Here is a 14,731-nt window from a genome sequence, read left to right as displayed (position 1 = left end):
GTGGTGCGGGGCGGGAAACCCCTGGTCTCCGGCAGCTCCGGCAGCTCCGGCGGCTCGCCCGGGCGCTCGCTTCGCGGCTGCGCGCTTTCCTCGCGCCGCGGCCCGCCGGCCCGGCGCCGCCCCGCTCTGCCCCGCCCGCGGTCACCCATGGTCCGACCGGAGGGAGCTCCAGCGGCCTATCGGCCAGCCGATCCAGTCGACCCGGCCGATGACTCTGTCCTCGGAGACGGTTCCGCCCCCCGGGGAGCCCAGATACTCCCGGGAGTCCGCCGAGTCAGAACGGTGGTCACCCATCACCCACAACCGTCCCTCAGGCACTCGGATATCAAACCTGACACTCGAAGGCTCGTCCCCCGGATACAGGTAGTGCTCGTCCAGGGGTTGGCCGTTGACGGTGATGCGACCCTCCGCGTCGCAGCAGGTCACCCGGTCGCCGCCGACGCCGATGACCCGCTTCACGTAGTCGCTGTCGGACGAGGTGCCCAGCCCGACCGCCGCGACCGCGCCCCGGATCAGGCCGACCAGTGGCCCGTCGTCCGCGGTCTCGGCGTCGAAGGAGCCGGCCCCGTCGAAGACGATGACGTCACCACGGTGTATGTCGCCGCCGAACCGGTAGGCCAGCTTGTTCACCAGCACCCGGTCCCCGACCTGCAGCGTGCCCTCCATGGAGCCGCTCGGGATCACGAACGGCTGCACCACGTAGGCGCTGGTCAGCGAGGTGATCAACACCGTGCTCAGCAGCACGACCACCCAGAAACGCACTGAGCGCGACCACCGCAGCCAGGCCCGCCTGGGGGCCGGCGCGGGGTCGCGCTCCGGGAGTCGTGCGTCGGAATCGGTCACGCCGTATGGTAACCGGCCGCACGCGCGCGTCAGTTCTCGCGCTTCTCCTTGATCTTGGCCGCCTTGCCCCGCAGGTTGCGCAGGTAGTACAGCTTGGCGCGGCGGACGGCACCGCGGGTGACGACCTCGATCTTCTCCACGACCGGGGTGTGCACCGGGAAGGTGCGCTCGACGCCGACGCCGAAGCTGACCTTGCGGACCGTGAAGGTCTCGCGGACGCCGGAGCCCTGGCGGCGGATGACCACGCCCTTGAACTGCTGCACGCGGGAGCGGTTGCCCTCGATGACCCGGACGTGGATGTTGACCGTGTCGCCGGGCCGGAAGGCGGGGATGTCGTCGCGCAGGGACGCGGAGTCGACGCTGTCGAGGAGGTTCATGACCTGCTGCTCTCCGTCGCCGATGCCACAGGCCATCAGCGGAACGTTTGGATGGATGGTGATGATCGGCTCGCTCCCCCGGCGGGCGGCGTTCCCCCTGTGGCAGGGTCGCGCGCCGGATGTGAACGGAGCCAGCCGCCTATTCTTCCACGCCGTCCGGCGGGCGCCAAAATCGGCCGTCGGCGCCCTGTCGCCAGCCGAGCGCCGCCAGCGTCTCCCGGTCGTGCTTGTCGAACGCCTCCGGATCGCAACTCTCGATCAGGTCCGGCCTGTTGAGCGTGGTGCGGCGCAGCGCCTCGTCCCGACGCCAGCGGGCGATCCGGCCGTGGTGGCCGCTGATCAACACCTCGGGCACCCCGTGGCCGCGCCACTCGGGCGGCTTGGTGTACACCGGCCCCTCCAGCAGCGCGGCCATCGCGCCGGGCGCGAACGAGTCGTCCCGGTGCGACTCGGCGTTGCCCAGCACCCCGGGCAGCAGCCGCGCGACGGCCTCGACCATGACCAGCACCGGGGCCTCGCCGCCGGCCAGCACGTAGTCGCCGATCGAGACCTCGCGCACGTCGAGCCGGGCACCGTACTCCTCGATCACCCGCCGGTCGATGCCCTCGTAGCGGGCCGGCGTGAACACCAGCCAGGGCGCCCGTGACAGCTCGACGGCCAGCTCCTGGGTGAACGGCCGGCCGCTGGGCGTCGGCACCACCACCACGGGGTCCGCCGCCGGCCGCTCGCCGGCCAGCAGCGCGTCGAGCGCCTCGCCCCAGGGGTCGGGCTTCATCACCATGCCGGGGCCGCCGCCGTAGGGGGTGTCGTCCACGGTGTGGTGCCGGTCGTGCGTCCAGCCGCGCAGGTCGTGCAGCCGGACGTCGAGCAGGCCGCGCGCCCTCGCCTTGCCGAGCAGCGAGACGTTCAGCGGTTCCAGGTACTCGGGGAAGATCGTGATGACGTCGATGCGCACCGGTCAGTCCTCGTCGAGCAGCCCGGGCGGCGGGGCGATCACGACGCGGCGCGCGTCGATGTCGATCTCCGGCACGAACTCGGCGACGAACGGCACGAACGCCTCGCCGCCGCCCTCCCTGGCCACCACGAGGAGGTCCTGGGCCGGCAGGTGGGCGATCTCGCCGACGGTGCCGACGGTGTCGCCCTCCGCGGTGACCACGGTCAGCCCGACCAGCTGGTGGTCGTAGAACTCCTCCGGGTCCTCCGGCTGTTCGTCCGGATCGACCTCGGCGAGCAGCAGCGTGTTGCGCAGCGCCTCGGCGGCGGTGCGGTCGCCGACGCCGACGAAACGCAGCAGCAGCCGGCCGCTGTGCACCCGGCCGCTCTCGATGGTCAGCGGCCCGACGGCCGGCGGGTCGGTGGCCAGGACGCTGCCGGGCGCCAGCCGCCTCTCCGGCTCGTCCGTGCGGACCTCGACGGAGACCTCACCCCTGATGCCGTGGGCGCGGCCGATGCGGGCGACGACCAGTTCCACTGTGCTTCCGTTCTCGCGTTCTCGATCTCTACGTCCTGACACACGAGGGGCCGGGAGCGGCTGTCGCCACGCCCGGCCCCTCGTGCGCTGCCGTTCGCGCTCTCAGCGGACCTCGTCCGCGTCGACCAGGTCGACGCGGATGCCCTTCCCGCCGAGCGCGCCCACGACCGTGCGCAGCGAACGCGCGGTACGGCCGTTGCGGCCGATGACCTTGCCGAGGTCGTCGGGGTGTACCCGGACTTCGAGCACACGCCCGCGGCGCAGGGTGCGCGAGGCGACCTGGACCTCGTCGGGATTGTCGACGATGCCCTTGACCAGGTGCTCCAGGGCCTCTTCGAGCATTCTCAGCCCTCGGTCGACTCGGCCGGGGCCTCAGCCTCGGCGTCGGCCTTCTTGTCGGCCTTCTTGGCCTTCGGGGTGATGGCCTCGCCCCGACTCGAGTCGCCACCCGAAGCCTTCGCGGCGGCCTCGAAGAGGACCCGCTTGTCCGGCTTGGGCTCGGCGACCTTCATCGGCGGCGGCGCCGGCAGACCCTTGAACTGCTGCCAGTCACCGGTGACCTTGAGGATGGCCAGCACCGGCTCGGTCGGCTGAGCGCCGACGCCGAGCCAGTACTGCACGCGCTCCGAGTCGACCTCGATGCGCGAGGGGTTCTGCACCGGGTGGTACAGGCCCAGCTCCTCGATGGCACGGCCGTCCCGGCGGGTCCGGGAGTCCGCGACGATGATGCGGTAGTGCGGCGAACGGATCTTGCCCAGTCGCTTCAGCTTGATCTTGACTGCCACGGTTGTGGTGTCTCCTGCGTGTGTGACGAGTGAGCCGCGCGGGCGACCGCGTGGGGTTGCGGAGCCGGGGGCCCGATGGACACGTCAGCCGGAGGAGAGAGGGTCCTGTGCGACTGTCGAGTTCAGCCGCCCATTCTGCCACAGGCCGTCAGTGGGAGGCTGCCACGGTCAGTGCCTCCGCGATCTGGAACGGCTTCTTGCAGGCTCCGCAGACGATCGGCGCCTGCGCCAGGACGGACGGGACGACCCGGACGTTCCTTCCGCACTCGCACACGGCCTTGACCCGGACGCCCCCGCCCGATGAGCCGTGTCGTGCGGCGGGGCCGCGGAAGGTTCGCTTGGTGTCGGTCGCCGTCGCCACCACGTGCGCCTTGAGCGCCCGCTGCAGCCGCTCGGCCGTGGGTCGATAGCGACGTCTGGTCTCCGGGGTCATGGTGACGAGCGAGAAGCCGCTGCTCGGATGGGGATCCTCTCCGTGGTCGAGTCCGAGCTCCTCGGCGATCGCGAGGAAACGGCGGTTGTGGTAGCGACCGGCACGCGAGGTGTCCCTGACCCCTCGTGCGGCGGCGATGCCGTGCACGGCTTCGTGCAGCAGCCTTTCGAAGGAGAGCTCGGAGCCACAGGCGGACGAGGACTCTCCGATCAGCGATTCGGGTGCGGCCAGATCCGGCAGCTCCGGGTGGTGCCGTTGAATATCGGCCCACGCGTGCGCCAGCTCGGCGGCGAGAACTGGTGGTGTCGTGCTCACGTCGTACCTAACGAGCAAGTCCCCTGGTGTGTTCCGATTCCGGGTCAAGTCCCCGAATTTGCACTTACCAGTCAGTTCACCGCCAATGCGGGCGCCTCGCGGCGGGCTCGACGGGAACCGGCGTCTCTTTGACGGCGGCACATGCCGGACGGTTCCCTCCGGGAGCAGCCCGCTCTGACGGCGGATCGACCGGAACGGCGAGCATAACGAGCGCCCCACCCGCCCCAACGGGCGGGTGGGGCGGACGGGCGTCATTCCCCCGCGGGCATCCCTGGCAGTGGGCTCAGTAGGCGCGGCCCACGACCGCGATGTTGCCCGGGGTGTCGGTGGAGGCCGGGACGGAGCCGTCCTCGGCGACCAGGCAGCGGACCGAGACCGCGTCCTGGGCGAGACGGGCCTCGCCCTCCGGGCCGAGGTCGGCCCACGGGATGCGGGCCCAGCCGCCGGCCTTGGCGGCCTCGACGGCCTCCCCAATGGTCGACACGTCGGAGGTGCGGGACTCGCGCCGCTCGCGGGACTGGCGGAGCAGCAGCTCCTGGTCCTCGTCGAGCATCCCCGGCAGCAGCTTGGGCAGCGCCTCGATGGCGACCGGCTCCTTGCCGCCGGGGATCCGGCGGGCCAGCATCGCGGTGTCGGCGGCCACGTCCCGCGGGCCGATCTCCACCCGCACCGGGACGCCCTTCAGCTCCCAGTCGACGGCCCGGCGGCCGAACGGGGTGTCGGTGCGGTCGTCGACCTCGGTCCTGATGCCGGCGGCGGTCAGCGTGGCACCGATCTCCCGCACCTTGGCCAGCACGGTCGGGTCGTCCTTGATCGCCAGCACCACGACCTGGGTCGGCGCCAGCCGCGGCGGCACGCGCAGCCCGTTGTCGTCGCCGTGCGACATGATCAGGCCGCCGACCATGCGGGTCGAGGCGCCCCAGGAGGTCTGCCAGACGAGCTCGCGCTCGCCGTCGGCGGCGAGGAAGCGGGTGTCGAAGGCGCGGGCGAAGTTCTGGCCGAGCTCGTGGCTGGTGCCCATCTGGAGCGCCTTGCCGTCGCCCATCATGCCTTCGAGGGTGCGGGTGTTGATGGCACCGGCGAACCGCTCGGCCGGCGACTTGACGCCGAGCACGGTGTCGATGGCGAGCACGTTCTCCATGAAGTCGGCGTAGACCTCGTGGTGGATACGGGCCGCGAAGTCACGCGCGTCCTCGTAGCTGGCGTGGGCCGTGTGGCCCTCCTGCCAGAGGAACTCGGTGGTACGCAGGAAGATCCGCGGCCGCATCTCCCAACGGACCACGTTGGCCCACTGGTTGAGCAGCAGCGGCAGGTCACGGTAGCTCTGGATCCACTTCGAGAAGTACTCGTTGATGATCGTCTCGGAGGTGGGCCTGACGACCAGCGGCTCCTCGAGCTGCTTCCCGCCGCCGTGGGTGACCACCGCCAGCTCGGGCGCGAAGCCCTCGACGTGCTCGGCCTCCCTGGTCAGGAAGGACTGGGGGATGAACAGCGGGAAGTACGCGTTACGGGCGCCCGCGGCCTTGATGCGGCCGTCCAGCTCCTGCTGCATCCGCTCCCAGAGCCCGTACCCGTACGGTCGGATGACCATGGTGCCGCGACCCGGGCCGTTGTCGGCCAGCTCGGCCTTGCTGATCAGGTCCTGGTACCAGCGCGGGAAGTCCTCCGCCTGGGGGGTGAGTACGGGAGCCTTAGCCATGCCGCAGATGGTACGGGGCCCGGGCGCCCTGGTGTGAATCGGTTATCCGAGGGCGCCCGGCCGGCGTCACTTCGGGGGCAGCATGTCCCGGAACTCCTTGGGCAGTTCGAAGTTGCCCGGGTCCTGGTCGGCGCCCGGCAGACCGAACGCGGCACCCTCGCCCTGCCGCTGCGAGGCGGCGTCCTCCTCGGCGCGGCGCTTCATCGGGTTGCCCGAGCGGCGGGCGCCCTTGCCCTTCTTCTGCTGCTTGGCCTTCTTGCGGGCGCCGCCGCCCATGCCGGGGATGCCCGGCATGCCGGGCATCCCGCCGCCCTGCGCCATCCGGGACATCATCTTGCGGGCCTCGAAGAACCGCTCCACCAGGCCCTTGACCGCGCTGACGTCGACGCCGGAGCCGCGGGCGATCCGGGCGCGGCGCGAGCCGTTGATGATCTTGGGGTCGGCGCGCTCGCCCGGGGTCATGGACTTGATGATGGCGGCGGTGCGGTCCACCTCGCGCTCGTCCAGGTTGTTGATCTGCTCCCGCATCTGCCCCATGCCGGGCATCATGCCGAGCAGCTTGGAGATCGAGCCCATCTTCCTGACCTGCTCCATCTGGGCCAGGAAGTCGTCGAGGGTGAACTCCTTGGGGCCCTTGGCCAGCTTGCTGGCCAGCGCCTCGGCCTCCTGCTGGCTGAAGGTGCGCTCGGCCTGCTCGATGAGGCTGAGCACGTCGCCCATGCCGAGGATCCGGGAGGCCATCCGGTCCGGGTGGAAGGCGTCGAACTCGTCCAGCTTCTCGCCGTTGGAGGCGAACATGATCTGCCGGCCCGTGACCTGCGCGATGGAGAGCGCGGCACCGCCACGCGCGTCGCCGTCGAGCTTGGAGAGCACCACGCCGTCGAAGCCGACGCCGTCGCGGAAGGCCTCGGCGGTGGTGACCGCGTCCTGACCGATCATGGCGTCGACCACGAAGAGGATCTCGTCGGGCTTGACCGCGTCCCTGATGTCGGCGGCCTGCCGCATCAGCTCCTCGTCGATGCCGAGGCGGCCCGCGGTGTCGACGATCACCACGTCGTGCTGCTTGTCTCGGGCGAAGGCGATCGAGTCCTCGGCGACCTTGACCGGGTCGCCCACGCCGTTGCCCGGCTGGGGCGCGAAGATCGCCACCCCGGCCCGCTCGGCGACGACGGCGAGCTGGTTGACCGCGTTGGGGCGCTGGAGGTCGCAGGCGACCAGCAGCGGGGTGTGGCCCTGGCCGCTGAGCCAGCGGCCGAGCTTGCCGGCCAGGGTGGTCTTGCCCGCGCCCTGGAGGCCGGCGAGCATGATCACGGTCGGCGGGTTCTTGGCGAACCGCAGCCGCCTGGTCTCGCCGCCGAGGATGCCGACGAGCTCCTCGTTGACGATCTTGATGACCTGCTGGGCCGGGTTGAGCGCCTTGGACACCTCGGCGCCCTGGGCACGCTGCTTGACCTGCGCGATGAAGGCGCGCACCACGGGGAGGGCGACGTCCGCCTCGAGCAGCGCGATGCGGATCTCGCGCGCCGTGGCGTCGATGTCCGACTCGCTCAGGCGGCCCTTGCCCCTGAGGTTCTTGAACGTTGCCGCGAGGCGGTCGGAGAGTGTGTCGAACACGGCGCTGGCGGATCCTTAACAATCGGCGGTCATCTCGAAGGCGGTGCCCTCCAGCGTATAGGCCCGGCGCCGGTGCGGGCAGCCCGCTGCGTCATGCCCTGCGGGCGGCCCGGGGCGCGCGGGCCGCCACGCGTCGTCGGCCGTCTAGCCGGCCAGTGCCCGTTCCAGGTCGCGGGCGAGTGCCACCGCCTCCTCGTCGGGCAGCGGGGCGCCGTCGGGGCCCGTGACGTAGAAGGCGTCCACGGCGTTGGCGCCCAGCGTGCTGACGTGGGCGCTCCGCACCCGGGCGCCGGCCGCGTCGAGCGCCCGGCCGATGCGGTGCAGCAGCCCCGGAGCGTCCTGCGCGCGCACCTCGATCACGGTGGCCAGCCGGGAGCCGAGCGGGGCCACGGTGACGCGGGGCGGCGGGGTGCCGGGAGCGCGGCGCGGGCGCCGGTAGGCGGCCTCGCGCTCGGCGAGCCGGCCGGCGATGTCGAGGGAGCCGTCCAGGGCCCGCACCAGGTCGGCGCGCAGCCGCTCGGCCTGCGGCAGCGAGCCGTACTCGGCGGCCACCCGCCAGTCGAGCAGCAGGACCTGGCCCTGGCCCGCGGGATCGACGGCGCGGAGCTCGGCCGAGCGGACGGTGAGCCGGTGCAGGGCGAGCACCCCGGCGACGGCGGGCAGCACGCCTGGCTGGTCGGGCAGGGCCACCACCAGCTCGACGCCCACCGGCTCGGGGCCGCGCTCCTCGTCCCGGTCGCCCGCGGTCTCCCGGTCGAGCGGCGGCTCGGGACGCGGGTGCAGGGCGAGGACGGGGGCGCCGGTGCGCATCGCCTCGACGGCGAGCCGCTCGGCGGCCACCGTGGGGCTCGGGGAGGCGGTGCGCGGCGGGGCGCCGCCCTCCTCCAGGGCGGCGGCGACCCGCTTGACCAGGTCGGCGACGAGGGAGGCGCGCCAGCCCGACCAGGCGGCCGGCCCGGTGGCCAGCGCGTCGGCCTCGGTGAGCGCGTGCAGCAGTTCGAGCGTGCTCTGCCGGCCGACGACGTCCGCGACGTGGGCGATGGCGGCCGGGTCGTCGAGGTCGCGGCGGGTGGCGGTCTCGATCAGCAGCAGGTGGTGCCTGACCAGGGTGGCGAGCACCTCGGCGTCCTCGGCGCCGAAGCCGATGCGGCCGGCCATGTCCCGGGCGATGGTCTCGCCGGCGACGCTGTGGTCGCCCGGCCAGCCCTTGCCGATGTCGTGCAGCAGGGCGGCGACCAGCAGCAGGTCGGGGCGCTCGACGCGCCGGGTGAACGCGGAGGCGCGGACGGCGGCCTCCACCAGGTGCCGGTCGACGGTCCAGCGGTGCACGGGGTTGCGTTGCGGACGGCAGCGGACCCGCTCCCAGTCGGGCAGCAGCCGGGTGATCAGGCCCGCGGCCTCCAGTGCCTCCCAGACCGGCACCGTGTCGGGCCCGGCGCCGAGCAGGGTGAGGAACTGCTCGCGCGCCTCGGCCGGCCAGGGCGCGGGCAGCGGGTTGTCGGCGGCGGCCAGCGCGTGCACGGCGGGCAGCGCGAGCGGCAGCCCGGCCTGGGCGGCGGCGGCCGCGGCGCGCAGCGGTAGGACGGGGTCGCGGTCGGGGCGCGCGGTGCGGGCCAGCACCACCTCGCCGTCCTGCTCGACGACGCCCTCGGCGAGCGGGGTGCGGTCCTCGGCCGCGGGGCGGCGGGGCGCGCCCCGGCCGGAGAGGATGCCGCGCAGCCGGCGGCGCGCGGAGCGGGCGCGGAGCACCCGGCCGACCTCGCGCCAGGTGACGTCGGACGCGTAGGAGATGGTCCTGGCGGCCTCGTAGACGCGGCGCAGCAGGACATCGGCGTCGAGCAGGCCGAGGGCCTCGGCGACCTGGTCCTGGTCCTCCAGGGCGAGCCGGTCGGTGGCACGCCCGGTGGCCAGGTGGAGGGCGTCCCGGACGTCGAGGAGGGTGTTGCGGGCGGCGTCGAGGCCCTGGCGCGGCGCGTCGGCCACCCAGGAAGCGGCGACGGCGCGCAGCGCGGTGGCGTCGCGGAGCCCGCCCCTGGCCTCCTTGAGGTCGGGTTCGAGGAGGAACGGCAGCTCGCCGTGGCGGCGGGCGCGTTCCCTGCCGAGTTCGTGCAGTTCGGGGAGGCGGGCCGGGGCCTGGGCGCGCCACTGGGCGAGCAGCGCGGTGCGCAGCTCGGCGGTGAGGGCGCCGTCGCCGGCGATGTGCCGGGCGTCGAGCAGGCCGAGGTGCACCTTGAGGTCGGCGGCCGCGGTCTCGTGGGCCTCGGCGAGGGTGCGCACGGAGTGGTCGAGGGCGATGCCGAGGTCCCAGACGGGGTACCAGAGGCGGTCGGCGAGGGCGGCGACCTCGCGGGGACCGCCCGTGCCGTCGTGCAGCAGCAGGAGGTCGAGGTCACTGCGCGGGGAGAGCTCGCCACGGCCGTAGCCGCCGACGGCGATCAGGGCGACGCGGCCGGGGCGCGGCCCGGCGTTGAGCAGTCCGGCGAGCCAGGCGTCGGTGAGCCCGGCGAGTTCGGCGCGGCGCGCGGGACCCCGTGTCTCGGACTCGCCGAGGAGGCGCAACCGGGCCGCCGCGTAGCCGCCGGCGGCGACGGTGCCGTCGTCGCCGGTGCCTGGCGCCTCGCCGGTGGTTGGTGCCGTCTCCGCCGTCATGCGGTCCCCAAACTCGTGCTGGTGAAACGGATGGCGCCCGTGCGCCGGGCCGTCGCTCCTCGCGACGGCCCGGCGCACGGGCCTGGCGTGACTACAGGGCGTCGGGACCGCGCTCGCCGGTCCGCACCCGCACGGCGGTGTCGACGGGCACACTCCACACCTTGCCGTCGCCGATCTTGCCGGTGCGGGCCGCCTTGACGACGACCTCGACGAGCTGGTCGGCGTCCGAGTCCTCGACGAGGATCTCGACCCGGACCTTCGGCACCAGGTCGACCGTGTACTCGGCGCCCCGGTAGACCTCGGTGTGCCCGCGCTGCCGGCCGTACCCGCTGGCCTCGGTGACGGTGAGGCCGTGCACGCCGAACGCCTGGAGCGCCGCCTTCACCTCGTCGAGCCGGTGCGGCTTGATCACCGCGGTGATGAGCTTCATGCGTCAACCTTCTTCGCGTTGGCGGAGACCGGAACGGAGTCGACGGACACCGGGGCGGTGCCGGACTGGGAGAAGTCGTACCCGGTCTCGGCGTGGTACGCCAGGTCGAGACCCGCGGTCTCCTCGTCCTCCGTGGCCCGGAAGCCGATGGTGCGCTGGATCAGCTGCGCGATGAGGTAGGTGACGACGAAGGAGTAGGCCAGCACCGAGAAGGCGCCGAGTGCCTGCTTGCCGAACTGCTCGAAGCCGCCCAGGCCACCGGTGGCCAGGAAGCCGACGAGGAGGGTGCCGACGAGGCCGCCGACGAGGTGGACGCCCACCACGTCGAGGGAGTCGTCGTAGCCCAGCTTGTACTTGAGGCCGACGGCCCAGGCGCAGGCCACGCCCGCGACGATGCCGATCAGGATGGCGCCCATCGGGTTGACGTGCGCGCCGGACGGGGTGATGGCGACCAGGCCGGCGATGGCGCCGGAGGCGGCACCCAGGGTGGTGAAGGCGCCGTGCCGGATGCGCTCGTAGACGAGCCAGCCGACGATGGCGGCGCCGGTGGCCACCTGGGTGTTGAGGGCCATGAGGGCGGCGGTGCCGGAGGGGCTGAGGGCGGAGCCGGCGTTGAAGCCGAACCAGCCGAACCACAGCAGGCCGGCGCCGAGGAGCACCATGGGCAGGTTGTGCGGCCGCATCGGGTCCTTCTTGAAGCCGATGCGCTTGCCGATCACCAGGGCGGCGGCCAGGCCACCGGCACCCGCGTTGATGTGCACCGCGGTGCCGCCGGCGAAGTCGATGACCTCCTGCTCGAAGAGCCAGCCGGTCGGGGACCAGACCCAGTGCGCGACGGGGAAGTAGACAACGGTCACCCAGAGCACGACGAACAGCGCCCAGCTGCCGAACTTCACGCGGTCGGCGAGCGCGCCGCTCATCAGGGCCGGGGTGAGAATCGCGAACATCAGCTGGAAGACGATGAAGGCGATCTGCTCGCCCTGGTCGACGGTGATGTCCTGGAGACCGAGATAGTCGAGGTTTCCGATGATGGGGCTCGAGCTGGTGTCGCTAAAGGTGAGGGAGAAACCGTAGAGCACCCACAGGATGCTGACGATGCCGAGCGAGATAAAGGACATCATCAGCATGTTGAGCGCGCTCTTGACCCGGACCATGCCCCCGTAGAAGAAGGCGAGGCCAGGGGTCATAAGCATCACCATGGCGGCACAGATCACCACGTAGGCGATGTTCGTCGATGACAGCACTTCTTCAGGACTCAAAGTGGACGTCTCCTCGGAATGACGACCCGTGCGGGCAGGATCATGGTCGGGTCAGGATTCGCCACAGGCTCTCTGAGGGCCGTTTCGGTCGATGGCCCCATTTGTTTCACGAATGTGACGATGAGGCCCGACGTGTTACACGGTAATGAATCGGATCGGTCCACGGCGGCAGCGCGGTTATCGTGTCCCGCACCGCCGCCGTCGCTCCGGCCGCCCGCCGCGGCCGGCCTCCCGGGTCAGACGGCCCGGCTGATCCGGTCCTGCCGGAACTGCCCGTCCGCGAACTCCGCGGCCTCGCGCACCTCGATGACGTCGCCGAAGTCCCGGCCGGCGGTGGCCAGCGTCTTCCGCAGCCGGTTGTCGACCCGCTCCGAGCGGAGCCGCTCGGCGAGCCGCATCGCCTGCATGGTCTGGGCCGCGCAGGCGCCCGGCTCGCGCGCCAGGAGGTGCACGGTGGCCATGCCGATGAGATTCAGTGCATACGACCTGTGGTGCCCGCCGTCCGGGTCCTCCTCGCATTCGCGGGCGAAAAGCTCCACCGCGCGCTCCATCAGCGGACGGGCGTGCGTGAGGTAGGAGGTGGAGCGGCCGGCGACGTAGGCGAGGTCCCGGTAGGAGTGGGCGTTCTCCGCGTTGAGCTCGGCCTCGGAGAAGAACCGGATCCAGTCCGGGTCGGGCTCGCGCGCGCCCAGGTCGCCGAAGGTCTCCTGGGCGAGCCGCACGGCGCGGTGGCACTTCTGGGTGTTGCCCAGGGTGGCGTGCGCGCGCCCCTCCATCGCGTACAACATCGCCTGGGTGCGGGCGGTGGCGCCGTCCCGGCTGCCGTACTGGGCGAGGTGGATCAGTTCGAGGGCGTCCTCGCCACGGCCCAGATGGATCATCTGACGGCTCATCTTGGAAAGGATGTACGCGCCGAGCGGCCGGTCCTCGGCCTCCTTGGCGGCGTGCAGCGCCAGCACGAAGTACTTCTGCGCCGTGGGCTGGAGCCCGATGTCGTAGCTCATCCAGCCGGCCAGCTCGGCGAGCTCCGCCGTGACGCGGAAGAGACGTTTACGCACCGGTTCCGGATGCGATTCCTGCAACAGGTCCGTGACCTCGTGGAGTTGGCCGACCACGGCCTTGCGCCGTAACCCGCCACCGCTCTGCGCGTCCCACTGGCGGAACTGCGCGATGGTGGTCTCGAGCTCGCCGAGCTCCGGCTCGGAGAGCCCGGTGAGACGGCGGGCGCCGTGCCGCCCCTGGGCCGGCAGGGACGCCAGCGTGGCGCCGGTCGACGCCTCTGGCGTGCCGCTCGGCGTCGGCACCAGCCAGCGCTGCATCGGCTCTATGAGGGCCGGGCCCGCCGACATGGTGAGCGACGTGCCGAGAAAGCCCTGCCTGCCGAGCATCAGGTCGCTGCGCGAGAACTCGTTGATCAACGTCACGGTCTGCGGGCCGGCCCAGGGCAGGTCGATTCCCGAGACCGCGGCGGACTGCCGGGCCGAGCGGAGCCCCAGGTCCTCGACGCCGACGACGCAGCCGAACCGCTCGGAGAAGAGCTCGGAGAGGATGCGCGGTATCGGCTCCCTCGGCTGCTCGCCGTCCAGCCACCGGCGGACGCGGGACGTGTCGGTGCTGATATGGTGCGCACCCATCTGGCGGGCCCGGCGGTTCACCTGCCGGGCCAACTCGCCCTTGGACCAGCCGCTGCGGTGGAACCACGACGTCAGCCGCTCGTTCGGCTGCCTGGCGGCGGTGCCGCCGTTGCCGCTTCCTCCCACAGTTACGCCCCCATCCCGGGTTTCCCGATCGCGTCCCGCCGCCTGCTGACAACGAGTCTAGGAATGCACTGAACGTAATCCTACGGTCACCGGTGTGGCGAGCGACGCCAGGTAATCGCCACCATTCGCCACCCCTCTGGTGAACTCTCATGCCCGCGGTACGCGCTTCACTTGTACGCACGATGTTCGACGTTGGGGGAAGCGAAGCACGCTGGGGGCGCGCGCTATCGAACGCACCCCCCAGGGCGCGCCCCACGGCTGGGCGTAACCATCGGCAGACCGACCCGTTGGAGAGTGCATGGGCTTCACGATCGGCGGAATGCGGGAGATCCGGGAGCTGCGGCTGACCACTCGGCGCCCACGGCGCTCCGACCGGGTCTCCGTCGCGACGGCCGTCGCGGAGTACACGGGCCTCTGGGGATGGGACGTCGTGCCGGGAGTGGGGGCCAGCAGGCGCGGCGGGGCGCAGGGCCGGATCGAGTGCCGCTGCGCGATCGGCGACTGCCGGGCGCCCGGTGACCACCCGCTCGATCCCGGCCGCGTGGTGCCGGCCGGCACCACGCTCGACCAGGTGCTGCGCGCCTGGGAGGACGCCTGGGACGCCACCCCCGGCGGGGCCACGGTCCTCCTGCCCACCGGGCTCACCTTCGACGTCGTCGACGTGCCGGCGGCGGCCGGCCACCTCGCGCTCCCCCGCCTCGAACGGATGGGCCTGCCCGTCGGCCCGGTGGCACTGGCGCCCCACGACCGCGCCTGGTTCTTCGTCGCGGCGGGCGCGGCGGCCGAGCTCCCCCAACTGCTGTACCGCACCGGCTGGGAGGACGTCCCGCTCGACCTGCGGTGCCTGGGGAAGGGCGCCCATGTGACGGCCCCACCGTCCGGCCATGCCGGACAGGGCCCGGTGCGGTGGCTCAGGGCGCCGGCCCTGGAGACGGCGACGCCGCCGCAGGCGCGGTTGTTGCTGGGGACGATCGCGTACCTGGTGGCGGCGTCGGCGCGCTGACGCGGTGCGGGGTTCGTTCGGGGGTGCGCAGCCCTGCCGGGCCGGCGCCCCCGCGTTCCGCGCTGCGCGCGGGTGGGCCCTGGCGGGCCGGGG

General features: G+C 72.4%; 14 protein-coding genes. 1 reads left to right on the top strand and 13 read right to left on the bottom strand.

All coding sequences use genetic code 11. The features are described from left to right. Window positions 1–141 precede the first annotated feature (141 nt). The 13 genes from lepB to nsdA all read right to left on the bottom strand — a co-directional run bounded on the left by lepB (window position 142) and on the right by nsdA (window position 13,635). On the bottom strand, window positions 142–843 hold the full coding sequence (gene lepB / locus E1283_RS17370) for a signal peptidase I (protein WP_132818972.1): 702 nt from the start codon (window positions 841–843) through the stop codon (window positions 142–144). 29 nt (window positions 844–872) lie between these two features. Further along, window positions 873–1,220 (bottom strand): 50S ribosomal protein L19, encoded by a 348-nt coding sequence (gene rplS, locus E1283_RS17365; protein ID WP_132818974.1) that lies wholly within the window; start codon window positions 1,218–1,220, stop codon window positions 873–875. A gap of 139 nt (window positions 1,221–1,359) precedes the next feature. After that, window positions 1,360–2,175: a tRNA (guanosine(37)-N1)-methyltransferase TrmD gene (gene trmD, locus E1283_RS17360; RefSeq protein ID WP_132818971.1), complete on the bottom strand. Its 816-nt coding sequence runs from the start codon at window positions 2,173–2,175 to the stop codon at window positions 1,360–1,362. A gap of 3 nt (window positions 2,176–2,178) precedes the next feature. Further along, the gene (rimM, locus tag E1283_RS17355) at window positions 2,179–2,691 is read right to left on the bottom strand and encodes a ribosome maturation factor RimM (RefSeq protein WP_132818970.1); all 513 of its coding nucleotides are present in this window, start codon (window positions 2,689–2,691) and stop codon (window positions 2,179–2,181) included. Between the two features lie 102 nt (window positions 2,692–2,793). Continuing rightward, a complete protein-coding gene (locus E1283_RS17350) occupies window positions 2,794–3,033 on the bottom strand; it encodes an RNA-binding protein (protein ID WP_132818969.1) in 240 nt (79 codons plus the stop codon). Window positions 3,034–3,035: 2 nt separating this feature from the next. After that, window positions 3,036–3,476 (bottom strand): 30S ribosomal protein S16, encoded by a 441-nt coding sequence (rpsP, locus tag E1283_RS17345; RefSeq protein WP_132818968.1) that lies wholly within the window; start codon window positions 3,474–3,476, stop codon window positions 3,036–3,038. Between the two features lie 148 nt (window positions 3,477–3,624). Beyond that, entirely contained in the window at window positions 3,625–4,224 is a 600-nt protein-coding gene (locus E1283_RS17340; RefSeq protein WP_132818967.1) for a hypothetical protein, read from the bottom strand. 283 nt (window positions 4,225–4,507) lie between these two features. After that, window positions 4,508–5,923, bottom strand: a complete 1,416-nt coding sequence (gene proS, locus E1283_RS17335) for a proline--tRNA ligase (protein WP_132818966.1) — start codon at window positions 5,921–5,923, stop codon at window positions 4,508–4,510. 66 nt (window positions 5,924–5,989) lie between these two features. Further along, window positions 5,990–7,537: a signal recognition particle protein gene (gene ffh, locus E1283_RS17330; RefSeq protein ID WP_132818965.1), complete on the bottom strand. Its 1,548-nt coding sequence runs from the start codon at window positions 7,535–7,537 to the stop codon at window positions 5,990–5,992. 144 nt (window positions 7,538–7,681) lie between these two features. Beyond that, window positions 7,682–10,186 (bottom strand): [protein-PII] uridylyltransferase, encoded by a 2,505-nt coding sequence (locus E1283_RS17325; RefSeq protein ID WP_132818964.1) that lies wholly within the window; start codon window positions 10,184–10,186, stop codon window positions 7,682–7,684. Window positions 10,187–10,277: 91 nt separating this feature from the next. Beyond that, window positions 10,278–10,616, bottom strand: coding sequence for a P-II family nitrogen regulator (locus tag E1283_RS17320; protein WP_132818963.1), 339 nt, complete (start codon window positions 10,614–10,616; stop codon window positions 10,278–10,280). Beyond that, window positions 10,613–11,803 carry an ammonium transporter gene (locus tag E1283_RS17315; RefSeq protein ID WP_243744900.1) on the bottom strand — a complete coding sequence of 397 codons (1,191 nt, stop codon included), beginning with the start codon at window positions 11,801–11,803 and terminating at the stop codon, window positions 10,613–10,615. The genes E1283_RS17320 and E1283_RS17315 overlap by 4 nt, the downstream gene beginning before the upstream one ends. Window positions 11,804–12,111: 308 nt before the next feature. Continuing rightward, complete coding sequence (nsdA, locus tag E1283_RS17310; RefSeq protein WP_132818962.1) at window positions 12,112–13,635, bottom strand: transcriptional repressor NsdA; 1,524 nt, start codon at window positions 13,633–13,635, stop codon at window positions 12,112–12,114. 298 nt (window positions 13,636–13,933) lie between these two features. On the opposite strand from nsdA, the gene E1283_RS17305 reads away from it, so the two are divergent. Further along, window positions 13,934–14,638 carry a bifunctional DNA primase/polymerase gene (locus E1283_RS17305; protein WP_132818961.1) on the top strand — a complete coding sequence of 235 codons (705 nt, stop codon included), beginning with the start codon at window positions 13,934–13,936 and terminating at the stop codon, window positions 14,636–14,638. Window positions 14,639–14,731: the final 93 nt, after the last annotated feature.

The sequence above is a fragment of the Streptomyces hainanensis genome, assembly GCF_004348415.1.
In the GTDB taxonomy this organism is placed as follows: Bacteria; Actinomycetota; Actinomycetes; order Streptomycetales; family Streptomycetaceae; genus Streptomyces; species Streptomyces hainanensis.
The sequence above is the reverse complement of the archived record's forward strand: the minus strand, read 5'-3'. Positions and strand labels throughout refer to the sequence as shown.